The following is a 26,122-nucleotide window of genomic DNA, read 5'->3' as shown; positions in this document are numbered from 1 at the left end:
GCACGGTGTCGCGAGGCGACAGGCGCGCGGGGACTTCTAGGTCAGACGGGCCAGGAAATCAACAACAGCAACAACAACAGAAGGCGGCGAGGCAGCGCGAGGGGACGAAGCGCGGCTGAACGGCCTGTTGCATGGACCCAACTATAGGGCATTACCGCAATCTGCCGGTTTGCTCACAGCTGATTTAAACCATTTGCCCAGGTGTATGGGGTCGCATACGCTCGGCGCGCGTCGGCAGGCCCCGTGTCGCCAGTCTTGTTGCACAATGGCTCTGCCCGACACCCCGCTCACCATTCGGTACTGACTTGATTACGCATGGAAGGACGACGATGACTGCGTCTCAAAATGGGCCTCAAAACGAGTCACAGGCACTCGGCGATCTCGCGGCCCGGCAGCTTGCCAATGCGACGAAGACCGTTCCGCAGTTGTCGACGATCACTCCGCGGTTCCTGCTGCATTTGCTCAGCTGGGTGCCGGTCGAGGCGGGTATCTACCGGGTGAACCGCGTGGTCAATCCGGAACAGGTCGCGGTCAAGGCCGAAGCGGGTGCCCTCACCGACGAGCCGCTGCCCGAGACCTACGTCGACTACGAGACCAGCCCGCGCGAGTACACGCTGCGCTCCATCTCAACGCTGCTCGACGTGCACACCCGGGTTTCCGACCTCTACTCCAGCCCGCACGACCAGATCACCCAGCAGCTGCGGCTGACCATCGAGACGATCAAGGAGCGCCAGGAGTCCGAACTGGTCAACAGCCCCGAATACGGGCTGCTGGCGCAGGCGACCCCGGAGCAAACCATTCAGACGCTGGGCGGCGCGCCCACGCCCGACGACCTCGACGCGCTGATCACCAAGGTCTGGAAGACCCCCAGCTTCTTCCTGACCCACCCGCTGGGCATCGCGGCGTTCGGCCGTGAGGCCACCTACCGCGGTGTGCCGCCGCCAGTGGTCAACCTTTTCGGCGCTCAGTTCATCACCTGGCGCGGCATTCCGTTGATCCCGTCGGACAAGGTTCCGGTCGAGGACGGCAAGACGAAGTTCATCCTGGTGCGCACCGGCGAGGAGCGCCAGGGCGTGGTGGGCCTGTTCCAGCCTGGTCTGGTCGGCGAACAGGCGCCGGGGTTGTCGGTGCGGTTCACCGGGATCAACAAGTCGGCGATCGCGACCTACCTCGTCACCCTCTATACGTCCTTGGCTGTCCTCACTGACGACGCGCTTGCCGTGCTCGACGACGTCGCTGTGGACCAGTTCCATGAGTACAAGTGAGTACAAGTCGGTAGACGCCGAAAGCGACCTGCCCGTCAGCGCGGCCGAGCTGGCCGCGCTGGCCGGTCAGCTGTATGCGGCCAGCATCCGGCCGGGGTTCGATAGCCCGCCGCAGACCGCACCGGTCGCACCGCGGGGCAACGTGCCGGACACGACGGCGGCGACCTCGGCTGGACGGACCGCGGCCGGCACCTCCGACCCACTGACAGCCGGCGTCCCAGCGATCGCGTTCTCCGACGTCTACGTGCCGGCGCCGACCTCGCCGGGTCCGGAGCCGGTGCCGCCGCAGACGGTGCCGGTGGCGCCGCGGGGCAATGTGCCGGACACGACGGCGGGTCCGTCGGGAGGCGCGGCTGCCGCCGCGGTGGCCGATCCCTTCGTGCCGCCGGGTGTCGGTGATCTGACCGCTTTCGCGGTTCCGACGTCGGGCATCGTGCCGACGGTGCCGGGAGTATTGGCCGGGACCGGGCCAGGTGGGCCAACGGTCCCCGTGGCGCCGCGCGGATCGGCCCCGGGCTGGCTTCCCGGGGCGCCGTCAGTCGGTGATCTCGGCTGGTCCGATGTCCCTGCGGTGACGACGGCCGGTGATGAAGCCGGCTATCACTTCCTGAATAGGCCCGAGCCGGTTCCTGCCGTGCCGCAGTTGCCGGACGAGCACGAAGTGTTCGACGTGAACGCGGTCCGGGCAGACTTTCCGATCCTGCGGGAGACGGTCAACGGCAAACCACTGATCTGGTTCGACAACGCCGCCACCACGCAGAAGCCGCAAGTGGTGATCGACCGGCTGGCGTACTTCTATGCCCACGAGAACTCCAATATCCACCGCGCGGCACACGAATTGGCGGCGCGGGCGACCGACGCCTACGAAGAGGCCCGCGAAACCGTGCGGCGGTTCATCGGTGCGTCGAAGGCCGAGCAGAACATCTTCGTGCGCGGCACCACCGAGGCGATCAACCTGGTGGCCTACGCCTGGGGCGGCAAGCATTTACGCCCCGGCGACGAGATCGTCATCACCCATCTCGAACACCACGCCAATATCGTTCCCTGGCAACTGATTTCGCGCCAGACCGGTGCGGTGCTCAAGGTGGCGCCGGTGGACGAGGCGGGCAACCTGCTGCTCTCCGAATTCGAGGACCTACTCGGGCCGAAGACGAAACTGGTTGCCGCAACCCAGGTTTCGAACGCGCTGGGCACCGTGACGCCGGTGGAGAAGATCGTCGAACTGGGGCACCGCTACGGCGCGCGAGTGCTGATCGACGGAGCCCAGTCGATTCCGCATCTGCCGATCGACGTCGCGGAGCTTGGCGTTGATTTCTTCGTGTTCTCCGGACACAAGATCTACGGCCCCACCGGAATCGGCGTGCTCTACGGGTCTGAGGAGGCCCTGGCCGAGACGCCGCCCTGGCAGGGCGGCGGCAACATGATCGCCGACGTCACCCTTGAGCGGTCGCTGTATCAAGGGCTGCCCAACAAGTTCGAGGCGGGCACCGGCAACATCGCCGACGCCGTCGGACTCGGCGAGGCGCTGCGCTATGTCGAGCGGGTGGGCATCGAACGCATCGCCGCCTACGAGCACGCGCTGTTGGATTACGCGACACCGCGTCTGGCCGACATACCCGGAGTGCGTCTGGTGGGCACGGCCGACGAGAAGGCCAGCGTGCTGTCATTCGTGCTGGCCGGACACGAGCCGCTCGAGGTGGGCAAGGCGCTCAACGCCGAAGGTATCGCGGTGCGGGCCGGACACCACTGTGCCCAGCCGATTCTGCGTCGGTACGGCTTGGAGGCCACGGTCCGTCCATCGTTTGCCTTCTACAACACCTTTGCCGAGATCGACGTATTCCTGCGGGCGGTGCGCCGCATTGCCGAGGGCGGCACCAACGTCGGGTAATCGACCGTGCGCGTAGGGCTTTGAGTGTGTACCCACGGCGGGGTCTGGGCGATTTCTCCGCCGCGGTTACCCACTGGAAGCCCTGAACGCACGGGCTAGTCGTATACCGGTAGCCACATGGTGTCCACGATGGCCTGCTCGACGTCATCGTGTGTTCTGGTGGCCACACCATCGGTGACGGCGGCCCGGTAAACGGCTTCGGCAACCGCCTTCGAGACAGCACGCAGATCCTGTACATCCGGCAGCAGGGAATCGCCGGTCTGCGTCGGATTGGCAAGCAGCGCAATGGCTTTGGCCGCAGCCTGCAATATGCCCTGAGTGAGCAGCCGCGCGCCGGCGACGATGACGCCCAGCCCGATGCCGGGAAACACCAGCACGTTGTTGGCCTGGCCGATGGTGTAGGTGGTGTCGTTGTAGTCGACGGGTGCTGCGGGGCTGCCCGTGGTAATCAGCGCCCGGCCTTTCGACCATGCCAGCACGTCGGACGGCATCGCCTCCATGCGTGAGGTCGGGTTGGACAACGGGAAGATCATCGGGCGTTCGCATGAGGCCGTCATTGCCTCGACGACCTCCTGGCTGAACGCGCCGGACACCGCCGAGGACCCGAGCAGGACGGTAGGCGACGCGAGCTTGATGGCGTCGGCCAGCCCGACCCGCTCCTCGGCGGCCACCCCGAGCTGACTGCGGCTCTTCGCGTAGGGCACCTGAAAGTCGCGCAGGTCCTCCATGTCGTCGAACAACAGACCCGGCCGGTCTATCGCCCAGATCTGGGCGGTGGCCTGCTCGAGGGTCGCGCCGTCGGCAACCATCGCGTCCCGAATCTGATCGGCGACACCGATGCCCGCGGTCCCGGCTCCGAAGACGATCACGCGCTGATCGCGCAACGGAACCCCGGTGACCTCCGACCCGCCGTCGACCGCGGCGACCACCACCGCGCCGGTGCCCTGCACGTCATCGTTGAACACGCAGTACTGCTGGCCGTACTTCTGCAGGACCATCCGCGCATTAGCCGGCCCGAAGTCCTCGAAATGCAGCAGCGCCCGCGGAAACATCTGGTGAGCGGTCTCGATGTAGCGCCTGATGAAGTCGTCGTATTCGGCGCCGCTGCGCCGCCCGTGCCGGTTGCCCAGATAGAACGGGTCCTGCAGCAACTGCTCGTTGTCGGTGCCGACGTCCAGGGACACCGCCAGCGTGCGACGGGGATCGATGCCCCCGCCGGCGGTGTACAGCGCCAATTTGCCGACCGCGATCTGAATGCCGCCCACGCCCCAGTCCCCGATACCCAGGATCGCCTCGGCGTCGGTGCAGACGATCAGGTCGATGTCGTCGGGTCCCTGACCGAGGGTTTCGAACGCCGCGGCGATGTCGTCGGGTTCGTCGATGCTCAGAAACAGCCCGCGCTGGCCGCGGTATTCGTCGGAGAAGCGCTGGATCGCCTCCCCGACGGTCGGTGTGTACACCACCGGCATCAGTTCCGGCAGGTGGTCGGTCAGCACCTTGAAATACAGCAGTTCGTGCCGGTAGTGCAGCTGCTCGAGCAGCAGGTTACGGCCCAAATCCGTAGCGAGGCTCTGCAATTGGTGCCACACCCGGTCGGCTTGCTGATCCAGGGTGAGCACCGCCGACGGCAGCCGGCCGATGAGCCCCAGCCGTCGCCGCTCCTCGTGGGTGAACCCGACCCCGCGGTTGAGACTCGGCGTGGACAGCGCGGCCGGGAACCTGGGCACGCAGGCGTCGCTCATCGAACCTCCGTCCGTGACTTGATGTGTCAAGTCACGGTAGCGCCGATTCAGGTGAACGCGCGGCCGCAACGTCGCAAACACATGACTGCGGCAGGTCTTTTGACAAACGTCGTAGCTGGGCCCCGCGCCTGCGCTTCAGGTGCTGTGCGTAGACCTTGTCGCGCTGCTCGGGCGAGAACGCCAGATCAAGGTTGACCGGCAATCCCGCCCAATCCACCAGGCCGGTGGCCGGCGCGTCGTCCCGATCCCGGCAATGTATGGGGCATACAGCGGTCACGGCGTACATCCGTCCCTCGAGTGCGCAATCTCCTGGGTGAATGGTGCGCCGCGGATGTTTCAGCCGCCGACCTGTGGTGTTTCCCGTTTATTACGGGTCCCTCTAGGAGAGGTCAGTAGACGTCACGGTGGTAGCGCTTGTCCGCGCTGAGCGACTGGACGTAGGCCGCGGCCTCGTCGGCGCCGAGGTGACCATGTTCGGCCACGATCTCGCAGAGCGCGCGATCGACGTCCTTGGCCATCGGATCGGCGTTGCCGCAGACGTAGAGCTGGGCTCCTTCTTGCAGCCATTGCCACAGCCGGGCCCCGCGTTGGCGCATCAGATGCTGCACGTACACCTTGTGGTGCTGATCCCGGGAGAAGGCGAGATCCAGTTCGGTGAGCAAGCCGTCGGCGTGCATCGCCTCGATCTCTTCGCGGTAGTAGAAGTCGGTGGCCGCGTGCTGCTCGCCGAAGAACAACCAGTTGGGCGCGGTGTGGCCGAGCGCGCGCCGTTCCTGCAGGAAGCCGCGGAATGGGGCGATCCCGGTTCCCGGCCCGATCATGATCATCGGGGTGTGCGGGTCGTTGGGGACGCGGAAGTTCTTGGATGTCCTTACATACACGGCGATTTCGTCGCTGGGGGAGCGGTCCGCCAAGTATGTCGAACACACCCCGCGCCGCGGCACACCCTGAAAGTTGTACCGCACCGGCGATACGGTGAGGTGCACTTCGCCAGGGTTCTCCTTGGGGCTGGACGAAATCGAATACAACCGCGGCTGAAGCGGTTTGAGCACTTCCAGCCATTCGTCGACGGACGCGTCGACCGGCGCCATGCCGAGCAGGTCGACCGATTGGCGGCCCCACGACCAATCGGCCAGGGCCGCTTTGTTTTCCGGCTTCATCAGCTCGGCAAGCTCCGCGGCGGCGCCGGCATGGTGGGTGCGTTGCCGCACGAACCGCAGCAGATCGGGGCTGATGTGGGCGATTTCGACGCGGTCACTGAGCGCGGCGTGCAATGGCATGGAACCGAACCCGGCGATCTCCACCTCGGCGCGGCCATCCAGTCCGGTCGCCGCCAGCCATTCCTCGACGAACCCGTCGTTGTTGCGCGGCCACACCCCCAGCGCGTCACCGGCCTCGTAGCTCACCGTGCCCTCAGGAACGTGAAACACCAGCTGCCGCACGTCTTTTGCCGACTGGGGACGGCTCAGGGTGGTGTTGCGGACCAGGTTTGTCACCAGGGGCCGCTTCCTGGTGTAGTTGGCGATCGCGGGCCGGCTCGGGGCGACGAGCGCGGTCGGCTGCGGCGCGACCGGGTGGGTCAGCGCGCACAGTACATCGCCAAGCCATTGCGCAGCGGTTTCCTCGTAATCCGGTTCGCAATCGGCGCGGGCGACGATGCGGGTGGCGCCCAGTTCGGCCAGGCGCTGGTCAAGCTTGCGTCCATGCCCGCAGAAGTCGTTGTAGTTCGAATCGCCAAGTGCCAGAACGCCGTAACGGATGCCGGGCAACTGCGGGGCGCCATCGGCGCACAGCGCCCGCCAGAAGCCGGCGCCGTTGTCCGGTGCGTCGCCGTCGCCGGTGGTGCTGGTGACCAGCAGCAACTCGCTCACGTTGGGCAGGTTCGCCACCGGGAAGTCGTCCATGTCGTGCAACGCGACCGGCAACTGCGCCTCGGCGAGCTTGCCGGCGATGTCGGCGGCCAACTCTTCGGCGTTCCCGGTCTGGGACGCCCACAACACCACGATCGGTGTCGGTTGCGCTGCCGCTTCGGTTGTCTGGGTGGCGCACGGCGCCGCCAGTGATGGCGCCGGCTGCGTGCGGGAGAACATCCCGGCGAGCAGACCGTCCACCCACAGCCGGGTGTTGGAATCGAACGGGGCACTCATCGGCAGGGTGGGCACGCCCGAGTTGTGCCGGCCGGCTTCCGAACGCAGCCCGGCGATCACTCCGGCAAGGTAGGCGCGGCCCATCGGCCCGAACTGCGGCATGGGTTCGTTGCCTAGCCCGAGGATTTCGGCCAGCGCGTCGACCTGCGACACGCTCAATTCTTCGGTCTCGGGGGCTGCGTGGGGCACTGCCGGGGCGGGATCGTCGGCGCTGACCACCTTGGTCATGGTGACCGCGCAGGCCTTGTATTCCGGTTGGCGCGACACCGGGTCGACGGCGTCGTTGGTGACGGCGTTGATCGAGAGGTATTCACCGAACGCGTCGTTCCAGTGGAAGGGGGCGAAGCAGTTGCCCGGCCGCACCCGGTCGGTGATGACGGCGGGCAGCACCGCGCGGCCGCGACGGGAGGCGATCTCGATGCGATCGCCCGCGCAGATCTGCAGTTGAGCAGCGTCGTCGGGATGAATTTCGACGAACGGCCCCGGGTTGAGCTTGTTGAGCTTGGCGACCTTGCCGGTCTTGGTCAGGGTGTGCCATTGGTGCGGCAGGCGACCGGTGTTGAGCAGGAACGGGTAGTCGGCGTCGGGCATCTCCTCCGGCAACAGGTGCGGGCGGGCGAAGAACGCCGCACGTCCCGTCACGGTGGGGAAGGCCAATCGCGGCACGCTGCCGTCGGCACGGACCAACAGAGTCTGGCTGACACCGTCATTGAGATAGCGGATCGGGTTGCGGTCGCTGGTGCTCTCCGGCGGGCACGGCCATTGCAGCGGAGTCTGCCGCAGCCGGTCGTAGCTGACGCCGCGCAAGTCGTAACCGGTCTGGGGGTTCCAGAACCGCTTGATCTCTTCGAACACCTCCTCGGCGGACTCGTACTGGAACGCTGCGGAAAAGCCCATCTCGCCGGCGATCCGGGTGATGATCTGCCAGTCCGGCAGTGCTTGTCCCACCGGATCGACGGCCTGCTGGAACAGGGTCAGGTTGCGCTCGGAATTGACCATCACCCCGTCGGATTCAGTCCACAGGGCGGCCGGCAACACCACGTCGGCGTACTCGTTGGTCTCGGTCTGCAGGAACGCGTCCTGGGTGATCACCAGCTCGGCCTTCTCCAGACCGGCCAGCACCGTTTTCCGATTGGCAACGGTCGCAACGGGATTGGTGCACATGATCCAGCAAGCCTTGATCTCACCGTCGGCCATGCGGGAGAACATGTCGATTACGCCGTCGCTGACGTCGGTGCGCAGCGATCCGTGCGGAATGCCCCACTGGTTCTCGACGAATTCGCGGTCCTGGGCCGAGGTCACGGCCCGCTGACCCGGCAAACCCGGTCCCATATAACCCATTTCGCGTCCACCCATTGCATTGGGCTGACCGGTCAGCGAGAACGGGCCGCTGCCGGGCTTACAGATCGCTCCGGTGGCCAAGTGCAGGTTGCAGATCGCGTTGGTGTTCCAGGTCCCGTGGGTGCTCTGGTTGACACCCATCGTCCAGATGCTCATCCAGTTCGCGGATTCGCCGATCCAGCGCGCCGCCGTGCGGATGTCTTGCTCTGGGATAGCGGTGATTTCGCTGACCCGCTCGGGGATGAATTGCGCCAGGAAGCTCGGCATCACCTCCCAGCCTTCGGTGAACTCGGAGATGAATTCGGCGTCGGTGTGGCCATTTTCGACGATCTGCTGCAACAGACCGTTCAGCAGTGCCAGATCGGTCCCGGGTGCGATCTGCAGGAACAGGTCGGCCTTCTCGGCAGTCGCGGTACGGCGGGGGTCGACGACGATCAGTTTGGCGCCGGCCTTGACGCGGTCCATCATTCGCAGGAACAGAATCGGGTGGCAGTCAGCCATATTGGCGCCGATGACGAAGAAGACGTCGGCGTGATCTATGTCCTGGTATGAGCCGGGCGGCCCGTCTGCGCCCAGCGACAGTTTGTAGCCGGAACTGGCGCCCGCCATGCACAGTCGGGAGTTCGATTCGATCTGGTTGGTGCCGATGAATCCCTTGGCCAACTTGTTGGCCAGGTATTGGGCTTCGATCGACATCTGCCCGGACACATACAGCGCCACAGCATCTGGGCCGTGTTCGTCGATGACGGCACGTAACCGCTTGGCGCATTGGGTGATGGCGTCGTCGGTTGGAGCCGGCTCGAGAGACCGGCCGCGATCGGTCCGCAGATACGCCGTCTCGGCGCGGCCGGGTGCGGCCAGGAGATCCGCGGTGGTCTTGCCCTTGGTGCACAAGCGCCCGAAGTTGGCCGGATGGCTTTTCTGCCCAACCGAATTGGTGATGTGACGACGGCCGCTTTCGGGATCGGTTGTGATCTGCAACACCATTCCACAGCCCACGCCGCAGTAGGCGCACATCGAGTGCACGGTGGCCGAATCGGGCTTCGCAGTCACACCTACTCCTTTCTCAGCGCGCAACCGTCTCTGCGGTGAATCGTGCGACAAGGATGTTTCGAGACGAGAGAGCCGAGGTTTCAGGCGTTTTACGGACTTCTCGCGGCGGCCCCGGCGTGGCGGTGCGCCACTGGAAACCGGAGGAAACAAGTCATCCAGGTCGTCATCGACCAACTGAACTGTGGCCAGATTACCTACGATTCGGCCGTCGCCAGGGGCTACACCTGGGGCTTTGACCAAACCTGGGGGACATTCACAGTCTTCGCCAAGTCCGCTGCGGGCCTTGGATAAGCTCGCGGCGTGGCCCGTCGGCTGAGCGCGATCGCCTTGATTGTGATGCTGGCTGTTGCCGGTTGCGGATCCAAGACGCCGGCACCGCCACCGGCGCAGCCTGATAAGTGCAAGGAATCCGATGGTCCGACGGCTGAGACGGTGCGCCAGGCCATCGCTGCCGTGCCGATCGCGGTGGCCGATTCCCGGTGGGTCGAGATAGCCCGCGGGCATACCAAGAAATGCCGCCTGTACTGGGTACAGATCATTCCGACCATTGCCTCGGAGTCGACTCCCCAGCAGCTGTTGTTCTTTGACCACAACACCCCGCTGGGCTCACCGACCCCTAATCCGAAGCCCTATACAACAGTGCTCGCGCCCGCCGATGACACGGTGACGGTCCAGTACCAATGGCGCGTCGGCAACGACCAGGAGTGCTGCCCCACCGGCAGGGGCACCGTGAAATTTCAGATCGGGCCGGACGGCAAGCTCAAAGCGCTCGGCGCCATACCGCATCAATAGCCGTCCGCACGTTTCGAATACGCAACCGAACGTTTCAAATACGCAACAAATTGACGCCCGCCTTCAGGGTTTCTACAGGACTTCTACAGCAGGTTCCTGCTGCTCCGGGCATGCTTGGCGAGCTGAAGCCTGGCACTCTGGAAAGTCCATGTCGGACAAGGACGGCCACGCATGAGGCCGCGAGCAAGGAGGGTGATGGACCAGCAGATGCTGCTGCAACGCGACGAATCGCCGCGCAGTCCAGGGCACGACTTGAGTTCCACCCACCCCGTTAATCACACTGTCGCTCACGGCTACTCGAACGCCTCGACGAAGCGTCGCAGTGGCCCACGTCACATCTCACATTGGGACCCTGAGGATTTGGTGGCGTGGGAGGCCGGCAACAAGACCATCGCCCGGCGCAACCTTTTCTGGTCGGTGGTGACGGTCCACCTCGGTTATTCGGTGTGGACGCTCTGGCCGGTGATGACGTTGTTCATGCCGCAGAACGTCTATGGGTTCTCGGCGGGTGACAAGTTCCTGCTCGACATCGTCGCGACCCTGGTGGGCGCTTGCATGCGCACGCCCTACTCGCTGGCCACCGCGATCTTCGGCGGCCGCAACTGGGCGATGTTCTCGGCAATGGTGTTGATATTCCCGGTGATTGGCGCAATGGTCTTGTTGGCCAACCCCGGTCTGCCGCTGTGGCCGTACTTAGTGTGCGCGGCGCTCACCGGATTGGGTGGTGGGAATTTCGCGGCATCGATGACCAACGCAAACGCGTTCTACCCGCACCGCCTCAAAGGCTCGGCACTCGGAATCGCCGGCGGCATAGGCAATCTCGGTGTGCCGGTGATCCAGCTGGTGAGCCTGGCGGTCATCGCGACAGCCGGCGACGGCAAGCCCTACCTGGTCTGCGGCCTGTACGCGGTGCTGTTGTCGATCGCCGCGATCGGAATGACGCGGGGCATGAACAACCTCGAGCAGTACCGGGTCAAGGTGACCCGGCTGCGGCCGATCGTCGGCGCGGTCCTTTCCGCCCCGGACACCTGGTTCCTGTCGCTGCTCTACCTCGGCAGCTTCGGCTCGTTCATCGGGTTCTCGTTCGCCTTCGGCCAGGTGCTGCAGACCAACTTCATTGCTTGCGGCCAAACCATGGCGCAGGCCACGCTGCACGCCGCCGAGCTTGCCTTCGTCGGACCGCTGCTGGCCGCACTGGCCCGGGTTTTCGGCGGCCGGCTGGCCGACCGGATCGGCGGCAGCCGGCTGACCCTGATGGTGTTCATCGCCATGACGCTCACCGCCGGCCTGCTGATCAGTGCGAGCAATCTGGAAGACCGCCACCACCACGCGCTGCAGAGCGGCCCGCACGCCAGTGTGGCCGTCGTCGGCTACTTCGTCTGCTTCATCGCGTTGTTCGTCTTGTCCGGCGTGGGCAATGGATCCGTCTACAAGATGATCCCGTCGATTTTCGAAGCATGCAGCCGCTCGCTGGACCTCGGCGAGACGGAACGGCGTGAGTGGTCACGCGTCATCTCCGGGGTGGCCATCGGGTTCGTCGCCGCGTTCGGCGCCCTCGGCGGTGTGGGGATCAACCTGGCGCTGCGTGAGTCCTACGTCAGCACCGGCACCGGGACCTCGGCGTTCTTCACCTTCATGATCTGCTACGCCGCTGCGGCACTGCTGACCTGGAAGAAGTACGTACGCCGGCCGGCACTGAGCCTTGCCGGCGAGACCCCGGCCCGGCAGCCGGCTGAACTCATGAGCTCCTGAGTTCAGGCGGGCAGGTTCTCCGGGTGCAGCATCTCGGCGTAACGCAGCGGCTCGGGTACACCGAATCCGTCGACCAGCGTCTTGGCGTGCGGTCGCAGTAGCCGGCAGCGGTCATTGATGCCGCGGGTGACGGCCTTGGCCCGCTCGGTGGACAGGTAGCGGTGCTCGATGTACCAGGCCTTGTCCTCCTCGATCACCGACAGGGCGTACAGGTCGCACAACAGGCCGAGCAGCTCGCGGGCCCCTTCGTCGGGGCATGACTCGATCCCGGCGACGAACGCTTCGAGCACCACGCGGTCGATGTGGGCCGCGGCCGCGTGCAGCACGTGATCCTGCACGGCATTGAACGCGTCGAAGGCCGACAGCTCCTTGGATTTGCTTTGCAGCCGGCGCGCCACCGAGGACAGCAGATAATCCTCACGCTCCTCGAACATATTGACCTGGGTGCCGCGGTTGAACAGGCTGCCCTCTTCTTCGCTGTCCTGCCTGGCGTCCACGATCCGTTGCATAATCGCCTCTGCCGCAGTGCGTTTGCGTACCCGGTCACTGACGGTGTTGGCCGCGAAACGCACCCACTCCACCGGGCTCATGCTCTTGATGTCGTCGGCGTAGGCGGTCAACAGCTCTTTGGCCACCAGCTGAGTCAGCACGTGGTTGTCACCTTCGAAGGTGGTGAACACGTCGGTATCGGCCCGCAGTGCGATCAGCCGGTTCTCGGCCATGTAGCCCGCGCCGCCGCAGGCTTCCCGAGCCTCCTGTATGGCCCGCGAAGCATGCCAGGTATTGGCCGCCTTCAGCCCAGCGGCACGAGCTTCCAGCTCCCGCTGCTCCTCGGCGTCCACCACGTCGGAGGTCTGTAGGTCATGACACTTGGACACCAGCTCGTTCTGGGCGAACTGCAGCGCGTATGTCTTCGCTATCAACGGAAACAGCCGGCGCTGGTGCGCCAGGTAGTCCATGATCAGCACTTCGCTGTCGTCGTCGGGGGCGCTGAATTGCTTGCGCTGCAACGCATATCGAGTAGCGATGTCAAGTGCCACCTGGGTCGCCGCACCCGCGCTGCCGCCCACCGTGACGCGCCCGCGGATCAGTGTGCCGATCATCGTGAAGAACCGGCGGTTCGCGTTGTCGATCGGCGAACTGTAAGTGCCGTCCGGTGCCACGTCGCCGTACTTGTTCAGTAGGTTCACCCGCGGAACACGGACATGGTCGAACATGATGCGCCCGTTGTCGACACCGGGCAGCCCGCCCTTGTAGTGGCAGTCCGACGTGGTGACGCCCGGCAGGTCGTTGCCGTCCTCGTCACGAATCGGCACCAGCACGCAGTGCACGCCGTGGTTGACCGGCTTGCCGTCCTCGTGCGTAATCAGCTGTGCGAAAACCGCTGCGACCATTGCGGTTTCGGCCGCACCACCGATGTAGTCCTTGCGTGCGGTCGGGGTCTCGGAATGGATGACGAACTCTTCGGTCTCGGCGTCGTAGGTGGCCGTCGTCTCCAGTGACTGAACGTCGCTGCCGTGGCCCGTCTCGGTCATCGCGAAACAACCGCGCAGCTCCAGGTCGATGATGTCCTGCACAAGGTCGTGGTGGCGTCCGGTGCCCAGGTTCTCCACGGCGCCGCCGAATAAGCCCCACTGCACGCCGGCCTTGACCATCAGGGACAGATCCGACTGGGCGAGCATCTGGATCATGGTGATCGCCGCGCCGACGTTGCCGGTGCCGCCGTGCTCCTTGCGGAACCCTTCGTCGGAGATACCTGCTGCAGAGATGACCTTCATCTGTTCGAATACCTTGGCGCGGGCGATAACCGTGTTCGGGGTGTAGTGCGGGCGGAATTGTTCATGCTGGAACTTTTCCCGCGTCTGGTTCTTCACGTCACGCCAACGCCCGTCCAGTGCGTTGCGCAGATGATCGGCAGTACTCGTCGTGTTCGGCACCATATATCCGACCGTAACCCGCCGCCCGCGGACGTGGGAGTAGCACCGGACAAACGGGGGCGGGCCCCACTGGGTCCCCAATGGGTAGTGTCGAGAATGTCGAGCCCGAGCCCCAGTGACCGAAGAGGACCGCGCGATGCCGCATTACCTGGCCGCATTGACAGTTGTGCTGCTGCTGGGCACGGTCCTGGTCCGAGTCGCCCTGCTGCGCAGAACCGGCACTCGCGCAATGCATTTCGGAAGCATCGACAAGACCGACTTCTTGATACCGCCGGTGGCGCTGTTCTACTTCTACACAGTGTTCGCCGCGGCGTTCGGTTGGCCGTTGGTCAGCAGCCAAAGGTTTTTCCGGTCCACGCCGCTGGCCTGGCTTGGGGTGGCGCTGTGCCTGGGCGGTATCGCAGTTCTGGTGCTCAGCCTGGTGGCCTTCGGTAACAGCTTCCGGGTCGGCATCGACGTGGAGGGGTCCGGCGAGCTCGTGACGAGCGGCATATTCGCGGTCAGCCGAAATCCGATCTACGTAGGCTTTTTCTTGTTTCTGGTAGGTCAGTTCTTGGTGTTTCCCAACTGGATTCCGCTTTGCTACTTACTCGGCGGTGCCTGGTTGTTCAACCGGCAGGTCCTGCGGGAGGAAGCTTTCATGCGCGAGCGATATGGCCAGGAGTACGCCGAGTACTGCAGCCGTGTGAGGCGGTATCTGTAGCGGCGAGAGGGTGCGTTTAGATAGCGCCATGCCCCAGTCAGATCCCGGGTCAGAAAGCAGCGACCCGTACGACGTCGGCCATAGCCATTCCGATGTCAGCGGAGGCTGGCTGCGGGCCGCCGCCTTCGGCGCGATGGACGGCCTGGTCAGCAACACGGGCCTGATCGCCGGTGTGGCCGCCGGGGAAAGCGCCCACACGACCATGGTGAGCGGCATCGCCGGCCTGCTGGCCGGCGCGTTCTCCATGGCGCTGGGCGAGTACACGTCGGTGACCACAGCCAATGAGCAGATCGACTCCGAGGTACAGGTCGAACGCCGGTTCCTGCGCACCCGCCCGCGCGCCGAACGGGCCGAACTCGTCAATTTGCTCGTCGAGATGGGCATGACCGAGAAAACCGCGCAAGCCGCCACCGACGAAATCCACCGCGACGAAAACCGCGCGGTCAATTTCCACATGGTGCAGGAGATCGGCCTCAATCCCGATGAGAAGCCGTCGGCGTGGGTGGCCGCGATCTCATCCTTTTTGATGTTCGCGGTCGGTGCGGTCATCCCGTTGCTTCCGTATTTGTCCGGGCATGGGTCGTTGCCACTGGGCCTGATTTTCGGTGGGGCGGGCCTGCTGATCGCCGGCGGACTGACCGCCCGTTTCACCCGGAAACCCGTGTGGTGGGCGGCGTCTCGGCAGTTGTTCCTCGGCACCGTCGCCGTCGCGGCCACATACCTGGTCGGGTTGCTTGTCGCCGCAGTGATGTGATGCCCGCGCTGGGAAGACTGCTGACCGTCTGCTGTTTGGCGGCCGGCCTGTGCCTGGCGGGCTGCGACCGGGCGGGGCCGCAGGCCAACACGGCGCATCCCATGCTGACTTACCTCGGCCAGTCGCTGGTCGCCTCTGATGCCACCTTTGGCGGCACGCCCATCGGCGGCTTGTCGGGCATCAGTTATGACAGCGGCCGCCAGATCTATTACGTGATCAGCGACGACTATTCCGCGAACGCACCCGTGCGGTTCTACACCGTGCGGCTTTCGTTGTCGGACAAGGGAATCAGCGACGTCGCGTTTACCGGCGTACGTCCGCTGCTGGATACGTCGGGTCAGCCGTTTGCGCGGCAGAACCTGGACGCGCGGCCTCCGGTAGTTCCTCCCGACCCCGAGGGCGTCGCCTTCGACGCTGCCCGGCAGCGGTTGTACTGGACCTCTGAAGGCGAACGGCCCACCGATCGAGAGCCGATACTGGTCGACCCGTTGGTCCGGATCGCCGCGCTCGACGGCGCCTACCTCGGCCAGTTCGCTCTGCCGCCCAATCTGGCGATGTCTGCCCAGCGCACCGGGCCGCGGCGCAACCGGGCGCTGGAAGGTCTGACGCTCACCCCCGACGGCCGCTCGTTGTTCGCTGCCATGGAGCTGCCGGGTTACAACGACGGGCCGCCGAAAAGCGACGGCCATCAGGTGCTGACCCGGATCACCAAGTTCGACGTCGCCACCGGCGAGCCCACGGCGCAATACGCCTACCCGATCGAGGCGCCCAACCTGGGCGCTCAGTTCGACGGCGTCTCGGATCTGGTCGCGCTGTCCGACAGCACGTTTCTGGTGGTGGAGCGATCCAATTCGCTACCGCCGGTGATCCGCATCTATCGCGCCGAAATCGGTGCCGCGACCGATGTCCTGTCCAGGCCGTCGCTGCTGGGCGGGGCGCTGACCCCGATGCGCAAGTCGCTGGCCTTCGACGTCTCCGCGCTGTCGGTGGCACCGGACCTATGGCCGAAAAACCTGGTGTACAACCTCGAGGGCATCACGCTGGGACCGAAGTTGCCCGATGGCCGTCAATCGGTAGTCCTGGTGAGCGACAACGACTTTTCACCCACGCAGGTCACTCAATTCCTGTTGCTCGCGATGTAGCGACCGGCCGCTGGCGTCGCTGCGCATCGGGTAGGGCGGGCGCAGTCGGTATCGGACGAATCCGGCCCACAGCAGGCCGAAAGCGACAAGCACGAGCATGTCGAAAACCCACCAGCCGACGTAGTGGGCCCACACCTCGTTGCTGTCGGCGAGCTTGTCGACCCGGCGCAGATCGACGGTGGAAGCCGTTGCGGCAAAGCCCCATTGGGCCGGAACGAGCCACGAGATCTGGTCGTAGCCCCAGGTGCCGACCAGCGAGACCAGCCCGCCGGCGAACAGCCCCGAGGCCAGGACGGCCGGCACCGCAAGTGGCAGCACCTCGCGTATCGAGCGGCCCGCCGAGGACAGCGCCAGACCCACGATCGCCGACACGATCGTGGTGGCGGCCACCGCCACGTACAGCTCGACCACCGGATTTTGCAGCAGGACCGCGCCCTGGGTGGGCTTGCCCTTGATGAGTACGACGATGCCGGTGAAGACGGCCGCCTGGACGGCCGCGGCCACGCCGAAGACGATGAGCTTGGCGGCCAGGTAAGCCGAGGTGGACAGGCCGACGGACTGCTCGCGCCGGAAGATGCCGCGCTCGATCGCCAGCGAACGGATGGTCAACGCCGTGCCCATGATCACCGCGCCGATGTTGAGCGCAGCGAGGATTTCGACGGCTTCATGCGGGTTGGCGCCGGACGGATCGGCGCGGCCGAAGCCCGTCTTGCCGGGAATCAGCAGCGTCAGCGCGCCCAGTGCGAACGGCAGCAGCACCAGGAAAGCGAAGTACCCGCGGTGGGCGAGCAATAGCCGGGCCTGACGACGGGCTGCCCACCGCAGCTGCCGGCCGAGGCCGAGTGTGACGGGAAGCCGGTTCGGTGCGGCCACCGACGGCGGTGTCATCGAAACCGAGGCCTGTTGGCGGGCCAGGAATTCGCGATGGGCACCGGCGGGGTCGGCGGTCATCCGCGCCATGATGTCGGCCCAATCGGCGGTGCCCATCGCGGCCTCGATCTGCAGGGGCGGCCCGGCGAAGGCCAAGCTTCCGGCAGCGGTGAGCAGCAGCACCTGATCGCACAGGTTCAAGTGAGCCAGTGACGTGGTCGCTATTACGACCACACAGCCCAGGTCGGCCTGGCGGCGCAGCAGCGCCAGCTGCTCGGGTGTCAGGCCGGCGCCCGGCTCGTCGACGACCAGCAACGACGGCCTGGTAACCAGTTCGATCGCCATCGCTGCGCACCGACGCAATTCGGGCGGCAATTTGGCCACCCGCGTCATGCGGTGCCGGCTGAGGTTTAGTTCGTCGAGAATCTGGTCGACCACCCGGCGACGACTGTCGGCAGACGTGTTGGGCGGCAGCCGTAGTTCAGCGGCGTAACCGACGGCTTGTTCGACGGTGAGGCGCGCATGCACGAGGTCCTCACGTGCCACCACCCCGATTCGCGAGCGCATCGATTCTGGCTCAGCGTGTACGTCGTGGCCATCCACGGTCAGCACGCCGGAGTCCAGCGGGCGGGTGCCGCCGAGCAACTCGATCAGCGCGGAGTTGCGGGCGCGCGAGGGCCCGATGACCGCGATCAGTGAGCCCGGGCGCGCGGTGAACGACACATTGGACAGCAATTCGTGGCCGTTGACGTTGAGCCCCAGTCGATAGGCGGCCACCCCGATCGTGCGCGCGCCGGGTTGCAGTGGCAGTCGACTGGTCGTCGGAGCCACGGTGTCGCTTCCGCTTTGTGTGCTGGTGTCAGTGCCCGTCTCCGGGCGGGGAGCGCGCAGCTTCTTCGTCGCCACCGACATCCAGTCGGCCAGGCCACCGCCCTTGGATTCGTCGTCAACTCGGGGGGTTACCGGGACGGCGGGTGGCGGTATCGGGCCGGTCCCCGTTGTGGGCGGTGACGGCCGCGGCGGTAACGCCATGGGCCTGGTCGATGCTTCGAACGTCGGTTGATGGCGTCGGCGTACCGGCATTTGGGTGGTGGCCGCTTCGCCCGGAGGCGCCGGCGGACCCGCGGCAGCGGCGAGCTGGAAAGTCAGCCGCGGCCCGCGCTGGGGATCACCGATCATGATCGACTGACCGTCGCGGATCTGGGCCGTCGGAACCCGCGCGCCGTCGGTGAAGATGCCGATCTGGCTGCGGTCGATGGCAACCCAGTGCGTACCAGCGAACCGCAACACCAGATCAGGAGGAGGTTCCGGCCCCGCGTTGGGTTCGAACGGGCCCATCCGGTCCAGGCGAATATCGCACTGGCTGCCGCGGCCCACGATCACGTCGCGTCCGGGAGGAAAGACGTACCGGGTGGAGCCGACCCACACGGTCAACGGGGAGGCGTGCGGTGTCGCCTCGCTCCGCATGGCCTGCCACCTTCCCGCACTGGTACCGAATTAAGTGTCTACCCGCGACCGGGCGTATGCATCCAGCATGCCCGAGGGCTGGGGGTAGCCCGATCAGAGCGTGTTGCGGCCCGGGGCGGCTGCGGCGTTTTCGAGCAGACGGCGCAGCACGCCGACCGCATCCGCCAGCACCTGGCGGTCGGCCGGCTCGAGCCGGTCCAGTTGGGGTTCGATCGCGGCGGCCCGGTCCGCCCGGACCGCGTTGAGGGTCTGCAGACCTTGCGGGGTGATGCGGATGCGGACCGCCCGGGCATCTCCGGGGTCGGCGGTTCGGGTGACCAGCCCGGCGTCCTCGAGCCGGCGGACCTGCGTGGTCATCGTGGGCTGCGAGCAGTGATCGACGGCCGCCAGGTCACCGATCCGTGCCTCGCCCTGCGCCTCGATGGTTGCCAGCAATCGCGCCTGCGCTGAGGGCAGCGGCATCTGGATACGCTGCGTGGCCAGCCGGTTGAGCCGCGCGACCACGGCCAGCAGATCCGCGCCCAGGCCTTGATGGGGTTCGACGGCTGCACTGTCCTTAGCTGTGGCGTAAGAACTCATGCGCACATCGTTCCATAGCTTTGCTATGCGAGACCAATCGTGGTGTCGGTCCGGCAAAACCCGGATGGGTTGATCTGCTGCGCAAAGTTGGGCTCCGTGCCTGGCACAATCGATGAAGTGACCGCGCCCGGCCCCCTCTCCGCACACCACCGTGGTGGGCCGCTGCGACCCGGCGAACTCGCACAGGCATCGGTTATGGCGGCGTTGTGCGCAGTGACCGCGATCATCTCCGTCGTCGTACCGTTCGCCGCCGGGCTGGCGCTGCTGGGCACCGTACCCACGGGCTTGCTGGCCTACCGCTACCGGCTGCGGGTGCTGATGGCCGCAACGGTGGCCGCCGGGGTGATCGCCTTCCTGATCGCCGGGCTGGGCGGTTTCATGGCGGTGGTGCACAGCGCTTACATCGGTGGGCTGACCGGAATCGTCAAGCGCAAGGGGCGGGGCACGCCGACGGTCATCGTGACGTCATTGATCGCCGGACTGGCCTTCGGCGGGCTGATGGTCGGGATGCTGATGGTGCTGGCGCGACTGCGGCACCTGATTTTCTCCGTCATGACCGCGAACGTCGACGGTCTCGCCCGGTTTATGGGCAGGGTGCACCTGGAGGGTGCCGGCGCGGACTTGAAGCGCGATTTCGCTGCCGCGCTGCACTACTGGCCGTGGTGGCTGCTGGGCTATTTCACCATCGGCATCATGATCGTGTCGTTGATCGGCTGGTGGGCGCTGTCGCGGCTGTTGGAGCGGATGCGCGGAATCCCCGATGTGCACAAACTGGACGCCCCGGACGCCGCCGGCCAGACCGACGCGATCGGTCCGGTGCCGGTGCGGTTAAACAAGGTGCGGTTCCGTTATCCCGGCGCCGGCCAAGACGCGCTGCGCGAGCTGACGCTGGATGTGCAGGCCGGCGAACACGTCGCGATCACCGGCGCCAACGGATCCGGCAAGACCACCTTGATGCTGATCCTGGCGGGCCGGGAACCGACCGCGGGAACGGTAACCCGGCCGGGCGCGGTGGGTTTGGGCAAATTGGGCGGCACTGCGGTGGTGTTGCAGCATCCCGAATCACAGGTGCTGGGCACCCGGGTCGGTGACGACGTGGTGTGGGGACTGCCGCCGGGTACCAAGATCGACGTGGACCAGCTGCTGAGCGAGGTCGGGCTGGAAGGACTCGCCGAACGCGACACTGGGACGCTGTCCGGCGGGGAACTGCAGCGCCTGGCGCTGGCCGCGGCGATGGCCCGCGAGCCGGCGATGCTGATCGCCGACGAAGTCACCACGATGGTCGACCAGCAGGGCCGCGATGCCCTGCTGGGGGTCCTCTCGGGGCTGCGGAAACGGCATCGCACCGCCCTGGTGCACATCACGCACTACAACAACGAGGCCGAATCCGCCGACCGCACCATCAAACTCAGTGATTCGCCGGACAACACCGGCATGGTCGATACCGAGGATGCGCCGGTGCCGGCCGTCTCGGTGGGTCACCAGGGGCACGCGCCGGTGATCGAACTGCTAAGCGTGGGACACGAATACGGCAGCGGCACACCGTGGGCCAAAACCGCACTGCGCGATGTCAACTTCGTCGTCGAGCAGGGCGACGGGGTGTTGATCCACGGCGGCAACGGTTCGGGTAAGTCGACGCTGGCCTGGATCATGGCCGGGCTGACGGTGCCCACCACCGGCTCCTGCCTGATTGACGGTGAGCCGACGTATGACCATGTCGGCGCGGTGGCGTTGTCGTTTCAGGCGGCCCGGCTTCAGTTGATGCGCAGTCGCGTCGACCTGGAAGTTGCTTCGGCAGCGGGCTTTTCGGCCAAAGATGCCGACCGCGTGGCGGCGGCGCTGAGTGTGGTGGGCCTGGACCCCGCGCTGGGCAAGCGGCGCATCGATCAGCTCAGCGGTGGCCAGATGCGCCGCGTGGTGCTGGCTGGTCTGCTGGCGTGTTCGCCGCGTGCGCTGATTCTCGACGAGCCACTGGCCGGGCTGGACGCCGACAGCCAGCGCGGCTTGCTGCGGCTGTTGGAGGACCTGCGCCGGGAACGGGGTCTTACGGTGGTGGTCATTTCGCATGACTTCGTCGGCATGGAGGAGCTCTGCCCGCGCACGTTGCATCTGCGCAATGGCGCGGTGGAGTCGGTATCCACTGCGGCAGGAGGAATCTCATGACCTCCACGCCGGACGGGACGCGGCGCCAGGCGCGGCCGGTGGTGTTGCTGGTTCCGGTGCCGGGCAAGTCGGCCATCCACGATTTGTGGGCCGGCACCAAACTGCTGGTGGTTTTCGGTGTTTCGGTGTTGCTCACCTTCTACCCGGGACCGATCGCGATCGGGATGGTGGCCGTGCTGGTGCTGATCGCCGCCTGGATCGCACACATTCCCCGCGGCGCGCTGCCGTCGATGCCACGGTGGCTGTGGATCCTGTTGGCGCTCGGGTTCGTCACCGCGGCACTGGGCGGCGGAACTCCCGTGGTCTCCGTGGGCGGCACCGAGCTTGCACTGGGCGGCGCGCTTAACTTTCTGCGGATCACCACGTTGTCGATCGTGTTGCTGGCGCTCGGGGCGATGGTCTCCTGGACGACGAACGTCGCTGAAATCGGGCCTGCACTGGCCACTTTGGGCCGCCCGCTGCGATGGTTGCGGATCCCGGTCGACGAATGGGCGGTCGCGTTGGCGCTTGCGCTGCGCGCATTCCCGATGCTGATCGACGAGTTTCAGGTGCTCTACGCCGCCCGTCGGCTGCGCCCCAAATGGGTTCCGCCGACCCGCAAGGCCCGACGTCAGCGGCACGCTCGCGAACTGATCGACCTGCTCGCTGCCGCCATGACGGTGACGCTGCGCCGCGCTGACGAGATGGGTGATGCGATCACCGCGCGCGGCGGGACCGGGCAGCTGTCGGCGAATCCGGCACGGCCCAAACTCGCTGACTGGGCGACGCTGGCGATCACCGTCTCGGTCAGTGGCGCGGCGATTGCGCTCGAGACCTTCTTTCACCTGAAGGGTTAGCTTTTGTTCCGGCAGCCGCATAATTAGCTGACCTTGGGACGGGAGGCGCAGTTGCCGGCTACTTCGATCAGCCTGAAAGAGCAGATGCTGCGGCGCCGCCCGGTGGGCGGCGCTCCCGTCGCACAGGGGGCCGCAGCAAGCCTCAAACGCAGCTTCGGCACATTCCAGTTGACCATGTTCGGGGTGGGCTCGACGGTCGGCACGGGCATCTTCTTCGTGTTGTCGGAGGCAGTGCCAGAAGCCGGTCCCAGCGTGATCGTTTCGTTCATCATCGCCGGCATCGCGGCCGGGCTGGCGGCCATCTGCTATGCCGAATTGGCCTCTGCGGTACCGGTTTCCGGGTCGTCATACTCTTACGCCTATGCCACGCTGGGGGAGGCGGTGGCCATCTGCGTGGCGGCGTGCCTGCTATTGGAGTACGGAGTCGCCACCGCCGCGGTGGCCGTCGGCTGGAGTGGCTACGTCAACAAGCTGCTAAGCAACTTGTTCGGGTTCCAGATGCCGCAGGCACTGTCGGCGGCGCCGTGGGATTCCCAGCCCGGCTATGTGAACCTGCCGGCTGTGGTCCTGATCGGGCTGTGTGCGCTGCTGTTGATCCGCGGCGCCAGCGAGTCGGCGACGGTCAACGCGATCATGGTGCTGATCAAGCTCGGTGTGCTGGCCATGTTCGTGGTGATCGCATTCAGTGCATTCAACGGTGACCACCTCAGGAACTTCGCTCCCTTCGGCGTTGCCGGGATCGGCTCGGCGGCCGGCACGATCTTCTTCTCCTACATCGGCCTGGACGCGGTCTCGACCGCGGGTGACGAGGTCAAGGATCCGCAGAAGACCATGCCGCGCGCCTTGATCATCGCTTTGGTGATCGTGACCGGTGTGTACGTGCTCGTTGCGCTGGCCGGGCTGGGCACCCAGCCCTGGCAAGACTTCAAAGGCCAGGAAAACGCCGGACTGGCAACCATTCTCGACAATGTCACGCACGGGGCGTGGGCCAGCACGATCCTGGCTGCGGGCGCGGTGATCTCGATCTTCACCGTCACACTGGTCACCATGTATGGCCAGACTCGCATCCTGTTCGCGATGGGTCGCGACGGGCTGCTGCCAACGCGGTTCGCGCGGGTGCATCCGCGCACCATGACTCCGGTCGCCAACACCGTGATCGTCGCGACCGCCGCGGCGCTGCTGGCTGCGCTGGTACCGCTGGACAAGCTGGCCGACATGGTGTCGATCGGCACTTTGACCGCGTTCATCGTCGTTTCTGCCGGGGTGATCATCCTGCGGGTGCGCGAGCCCGACCTGCCGCGTGCGTTCCGCGTGCCGGGATACCCTGTCACGCCGGTCCTTTCGATCCTGGCCTGCGGCTACATTCTGGCCAGCCTGCACTGGTACACCTGGATCGCGTTCAGTGGCTGGGTCGCAGCGGCGCTGGTCTATTACTTGTTGTGGGGCCGCCACCGCAGCGCGCTGAATGGGGATGCGCTTGAGGGGGGCAAGCCGTGACCGTCGTCGTCGGATACTTGGCCGGCCGGGTCGGTCCGTCGGCGTTGCAGCTGGCCGTGCGGATCGCGCGGACGCTGGGCACGGGGCTGACGGTGGCGACGATCGTTCCAACGCCGTGGCCCACACCGTCGCTGGCTCGCGTGGACGCCGAGTATGAACAGTGGGCCGAAGGGCTGGCCGCCGACGCGGCCAAGGAGGCGCAGCGTTATCTGCGCACATTGGCCGACGGCATCGAGGTCACGTATTGCCATCGTGCCCACCGCTCGGTATCGGGCGGCCTTATCGAACTGGTCGAGGAACTCAGCGCCGATGTCGTGGTGCTGGGCTCGTTTCCGAACGGGCGGCGCGCGCGGGTGCTGATCGGCTCGACCGCCGACTGGCTATTGCATTCGTCGCCGGTGCCGGTGGCTGTCAGTCCGCGTCAATACCGTTCGCGCACAGCCCGATTGACGCGCCTCACTTGTGGGTACTCGGCGACTTCAGAATCGGTTGAGGTGGTGCAGCGCTGCGCGGGCTTGGCCAAGCAGTGGCGAGTGCCGTTGCGGGTCATCACATTCGCCGCGCGTGGCCGGACCATGTATCCGCCGGAAGTCGGATTGCACGCCGAGGCATCGGTGCTGGAAGCATGGGCGGGGCAGGCGCGAGAAATGTTGGAACGGCTGCGAATTGACGGGGTCGTTGACGAAGATGTGCCGCTGCAAGTCGTTACCGGAAATGGTTGGCAGCAGGCGCTGGATGCGACGGACTGGGTGGACGGCGAGATCCTGGCGTTGGGCACGTCACCGCGGGGCGAACTGGCAAGGGTTTTCCTGGGCTCCCGCAGCGGCAAGATCATCCGGCACAGTCCGGTGCCGGTGATGGTGCTGCCCGGCTAGCGGCAGTGTTGTCGATTTCACTTCACCGCATGATGTCGAATCCCGAATGGATTGTCGGCTGCCCGCCGGTGTTTAGCCGGACCGTCCGTTTGAGTAAATGGTGACTCGGGTGCTCAGGCGGTATTCAAATAAATCGCATATTAACAATCGGTGACCGCGAATGATGTTCGTCGGGGCATCCGCATCAGCCACTGCGACTCGGCCGTCGGAGCCATTGATAAAGCGGGAGAAATCGTCGGCGAATTCGTACTGATGACACCGCTGGACCACCCGCCGACAGTCACCCGCTCCTTTTCGGCGCTGTCGGCACTCGGCGCCGGCCGTGCCTACGCGCTTCAATATCGCTGCTAGCTGGGCTTGACGGACATAGCCGCGTTGGCCGGATCCGGATCCTGCCGCGCACATCACGAAATTCCGCAATTGACCATTATTCCGTCAAAGTATGGTGTACTGTGCTTCAGCTCCAGTCGCAAAGCCTTCATCGTGGGCTTTTTGGCCAGCCTATTTGCGTCGTATGCATGGAATTGTTGCTTTTTTTCTAATAGACGGTCATGTGTTGACTAGCTAGGGTGATCGCCAAAGCAGAAGCAGTGCCCTGACGAGACCTCTCCACGCGGCCAGCCTTCAGTCACGAATTCGTGGTGGAAGGAGTGAATAATGCCGTCTCCAAACAGCGCACCCAAAAAGGGCGCGGTGTCGGATCAACCCTGTGTGACGCATGGAACTGCAGTCAAGTTCATGGGAACTCGAGGTGACGGGAAGCCGCAGTGTCGTGGCATGTAGTCGCGGCACCTGAGGCATTGACCGCAGCCTCGGCGGGCTTAAGCGGCATCAGAGAGGCGCTCAAGCAGGCGGAGGCGGCAGCCGCGCCTTCCACCGTGGGGATCGCGGTGGCCGCCGGCGACGAGGTTTCGGCGGCTATCGCGAATCTGTTCGGAACCTTTGCCCAGGATTATCGGACGCTCAGTGCACAGGCGGCACTGTTTCATGACGAGTTTGTCCGCGCGTTGACCGCGGCCGGGGGGACATATGCAGCCGCCGAGGCTGCTAACAGGTCGCCGTTGCAGGCACTTGAGCGGGACCTATTCAGGGCGATCAACGCGCCGACCGAGGATTTGTTCGGTCGCCCGCTAATCGGCAATGGCGCTAACGGCGCGGCGGGGACGGGACAGGCCGGTGGTGACGGCGGGATTCTGTTCGGCAACGGTGGCAACGGTGGATCAGGTGCACCCGGCGGCAACGGCGGGCGTGGTGGGTCGGCGGGCTTGTTCGGTCGAGGTGGTAACGGCGGGGCCGGCGGGGCAGCGGCTACTGCCGGT

At 65.7% G+C, this 26,122-nt stretch carries 19 protein-coding genes and 1 pseudogene; 14 read left to right on the top strand and 6 right to left on the bottom strand.

Features of this window, described 5'->3' with window-relative positions; genetic code table 11:
• Positions 1 to 329 precede the first annotated feature (329 nt).
• Positions 330 to 1,265, top strand: a complete 936-nt coding sequence (locus BST12_RS16300; protein ID WP_083114158.1) for a family 2A encapsulin nanocompartment shell protein — start codon at positions 330 to 332, stop codon at positions 1,263 to 1,265.
• Complete coding sequence (locus BST12_RS16295; RefSeq protein WP_083114157.1) at positions 1,252 to 3,153, top strand: family 2A encapsulin nanocompartment cargo protein cysteine desulfurase; 1,902 nt, start codon at positions 1,252 to 1,254, stop codon at positions 3,151 to 3,153. Before BST12_RS16300 ends, BST12_RS16295 begins: the two co-directional genes overlap by 14 nt.
• A 95-nt stretch (positions 3,154 to 3,248) precedes the next feature.
• Here BST12_RS16295 and BST12_RS16290 read toward each other — a convergent pair whose 3' ends face one another.
• From BST12_RS16290 to BST12_RS16280, 3 genes are all read right to left on the bottom strand, one after another.
• Positions 3,249 to 4,895, bottom strand: coding sequence for an NAD-dependent malic enzyme (locus BST12_RS16290; RefSeq protein ID WP_083114156.1), 1,647 nt, complete (start codon positions 4,893 to 4,895; stop codon positions 3,249 to 3,251).
• 31 nt (positions 4,896 to 4,926) lie between these two features.
• Positions 4,927 to 5,172: a hypothetical protein gene (locus BST12_RS16285; protein WP_245850359.1), complete on the bottom strand. Its 246-nt coding sequence runs from the start codon at positions 5,170 to 5,172 to the stop codon at positions 4,927 to 4,929.
• A gap of 112 nt (positions 5,173 to 5,284) precedes the next feature.
• The gene (locus tag BST12_RS16280; RefSeq protein WP_083114197.1) at positions 5,285 to 9,400 is read right to left on the bottom strand and encodes a bifunctional nitrate reductase/sulfite reductase flavoprotein subunit alpha; all 4,116 of its coding nucleotides are present in this window, start codon (positions 9,398 to 9,400) and stop codon (positions 5,285 to 5,287) included.
• Between the two features lie 372 nt (positions 9,401 to 9,772).
• On the opposite strand from BST12_RS16280, the gene BST12_RS16275 reads away from it, so the two are divergent.
• Both BST12_RS16275 and BST12_RS16270 read left to right on the top strand, forming a co-directional pair.
• A complete protein-coding gene (locus BST12_RS16275) occupies positions 9,773 to 10,228 on the top strand; it encodes an LppP/LprE family lipoprotein (protein ID WP_083114196.1) in 456 nt (151 codons plus the stop codon).
• A gap of 195 nt (positions 10,229 to 10,423) precedes the next feature.
• Positions 10,424 to 11,980, top strand: a complete 1,557-nt coding sequence (locus tag BST12_RS16270; protein WP_083114155.1) for a nitrate/nitrite transporter — start codon at positions 10,424 to 10,426, stop codon at positions 11,978 to 11,980.
• Positions 11,981 to 11,982: 2 nt separating this feature from the next.
• Here the strand turns inward: BST12_RS16270 and BST12_RS16265 are convergent, their stop codons facing one another.
• Positions 11,983 to 13,920 carry an acyl-CoA dehydrogenase family protein gene (locus tag BST12_RS16265; protein ID WP_083114154.1) on the bottom strand — a complete coding sequence of 646 codons (1,938 nt, stop codon included), beginning with the start codon at positions 13,918 to 13,920 and terminating at the stop codon, positions 11,983 to 11,985.
• 112 nt (positions 13,921 to 14,032) lie between these two features.
• Here BST12_RS16265 and BST12_RS16260 point away from each other — a divergent pair, with 112 nt between their 5' ends.
• The 3 genes from BST12_RS16260 to BST12_RS16250 are packed head-to-tail and all read left to right on the top strand — an operon-like array spanning position 14,033 to position 16,516.
• The gene (locus BST12_RS16260) at positions 14,033 to 14,620 is read left to right on the top strand and encodes a methyltransferase family protein (protein ID WP_245850357.1); all 588 of its coding nucleotides are present in this window, start codon (positions 14,033 to 14,035) and stop codon (positions 14,618 to 14,620) included.
• 28 nt (positions 14,621 to 14,648) lie between these two features.
• The gene (locus BST12_RS16255) at positions 14,649 to 15,374 is read left to right on the top strand and encodes a VIT1/CCC1 transporter family protein (RefSeq protein WP_083114153.1); all 726 of its coding nucleotides are present in this window, start codon (positions 14,649 to 14,651) and stop codon (positions 15,372 to 15,374) included.
• On the top strand, positions 15,371 to 16,516 hold the full coding sequence (locus BST12_RS16250; RefSeq protein ID WP_372511113.1) for an esterase-like activity of phytase family protein: 1,146 nt from the start codon (positions 15,371 to 15,373) through the stop codon (positions 16,514 to 16,516). Before BST12_RS16255 ends, BST12_RS16250 begins: the two co-directional genes overlap by 4 nt.
• Here BST12_RS16250 and BST12_RS16245 read toward each other — a convergent pair.
• Entirely contained in the window at positions 16,475 to 18,853 is a 2,379-nt protein-coding gene (locus BST12_RS16245) for an ATP-binding cassette domain-containing protein (protein WP_083114152.1), read from the bottom strand. The genes BST12_RS16250 and BST12_RS16245 overlap by 42 nt on opposite strands.
• Before the next feature lie 93 nt (positions 18,854 to 18,946).
• Positions 18,947 to 19,432, bottom strand: coding sequence for a MarR family winged helix-turn-helix transcriptional regulator (locus BST12_RS16240; RefSeq protein ID WP_083114151.1), 486 nt, complete (start codon positions 19,430 to 19,432; stop codon positions 18,947 to 18,949).
• Between the two features lie 117 nt (positions 19,433 to 19,549).
• Between BST12_RS16240 and BST12_RS16235 the strand changes: the two genes are divergently transcribed.
• The 7 genes and pseudogenes from BST12_RS16235 to BST12_RS34885 form a co-directional block, all read left to right on the top strand.
• A complete protein-coding gene (locus tag BST12_RS16235; RefSeq protein WP_245850356.1) occupies positions 19,550 to 21,595 on the top strand; it encodes an ATP-binding cassette domain-containing protein in 2,046 nt (681 codons plus the stop codon).
• Positions 21,592 to 22,431 (top strand): energy-coupling factor transporter transmembrane component T family protein, encoded by an 840-nt coding sequence (locus tag BST12_RS16230; protein ID WP_083114149.1) that lies wholly within the window; start codon positions 21,592 to 21,594, stop codon positions 22,429 to 22,431. Before BST12_RS16235 ends, BST12_RS16230 begins: the two co-directional genes overlap by 4 nt.
• Before the next feature lie 51 nt (positions 22,432 to 22,482).
• Positions 22,483 to 23,928, top strand: coding sequence for an amino acid permease (locus BST12_RS16225; RefSeq protein ID WP_083114192.1), 1,446 nt, complete (start codon positions 22,483 to 22,485; stop codon positions 23,926 to 23,928).
• Positions 23,925 to 24,803 carry a universal stress protein gene (locus BST12_RS16220; protein WP_083114148.1) on the top strand — a complete coding sequence of 293 codons (879 nt, stop codon included), beginning with the start codon at positions 23,925 to 23,927 and terminating at the stop codon, positions 24,801 to 24,803. Before BST12_RS16225 ends, BST12_RS16220 begins: the two co-directional genes overlap by 4 nt.
• A 150-nt stretch (positions 24,804 to 24,953) precedes the next feature.
• Entirely contained in the window at positions 24,954 to 25,154 is a 201-nt protein-coding gene (locus tag BST12_RS16215) for a hypothetical protein (RefSeq protein ID WP_083114147.1), read from the top strand.
• A gap of 416 nt (positions 25,155 to 25,570) precedes the next feature.
• A pseudogene (locus BST12_RS34890) lies at positions 25,571 to 25,795 on the top strand (PE family protein); the annotation flags it as partial.
• A 102-nt stretch (positions 25,796 to 25,897) separates the two neighbouring features.
• A partial coding sequence (locus tag BST12_RS34885; protein ID WP_425437398.1) for a PGRS repeat-containing protein occupies positions 25,898 to 26,122 on the top strand: 225 nt, incomplete at its 3' end.

The sequence above is a fragment of the Mycobacterium angelicum genome (assembly GCF_002086155.1).
GTDB classification, from domain to species: Bacteria; Actinomycetota; Actinomycetes; order Mycobacteriales; family Mycobacteriaceae; genus Mycobacterium; species Mycobacterium angelicum.
The sequence above is the reverse complement of the archived record's forward strand: the minus strand, read 5'-3'. Positions and strand labels throughout refer to the sequence as shown.

Excerpts from the sequence above, each read along its gene's own strand:
- BST12_RS16300 (WP_083114158.1), top strand. The coding sequence starts at position 330 with ATGACTGCGTCTCAAAATGGGCCTCAAAACGAGTCACAGGCACTCGGC.
- BST12_RS16295 (WP_083114157.1), top strand. The coding sequence starts at position 1,252 with ATGAGTACAAGTGAGTACAAGTCGGTAGACGCCGAAAGCGACCTGCCC.
- BST12_RS16290 (WP_083114156.1), bottom strand. The coding sequence starts at position 4,895 with ATGAGCGACGCCTGCGTGCCCAGGTTCCCGGCCGCGCTGTCCACGCCG.
- BST12_RS16280 (WP_083114197.1), bottom strand. The coding sequence starts at position 9,400 with ATGTGCGCCTACTGCGGCGTGGGCTGTGGAATGGTGTTGCAGATCACA.
- BST12_RS16275 (WP_083114196.1), top strand. The coding sequence starts at position 9,773 with ATGCTGGCTGTTGCCGGTTGCGGATCCAAGACGCCGGCACCGCCACCG.
- BST12_RS16270 (WP_083114155.1), top strand. The coding sequence starts at position 10,424 with ATGGACCAGCAGATGCTGCTGCAACGCGACGAATCGCCGCGCAGTCCA.
- BST12_RS16265 (WP_083114154.1), bottom strand. The coding sequence starts at position 13,920 with ATGGTGCCGAACACGACGAGTACTGCCGATCATCTGCGCAACGCACTG.
- BST12_RS16255 (WP_083114153.1), top strand. The coding sequence starts at position 14,649 with ATGCCCCAGTCAGATCCCGGGTCAGAAAGCAGCGACCCGTACGACGTC.
- BST12_RS16245 (WP_083114152.1), bottom strand. The coding sequence starts at position 18,853 with ATGCGGAGCGAGGCGACACCGCACGCCTCCCCGTTGACCGTGTGGGTC.
- BST12_RS16240 (WP_083114151.1), bottom strand. The coding sequence starts at position 19,432 with ATGAGTTCTTACGCCACAGCTAAGGACAGTGCAGCCGTCGAACCCCAT.
- BST12_RS16230 (WP_083114149.1), top strand. The coding sequence starts at position 21,592 with ATGACCTCCACGCCGGACGGGACGCGGCGCCAGGCGCGGCCGGTGGTG.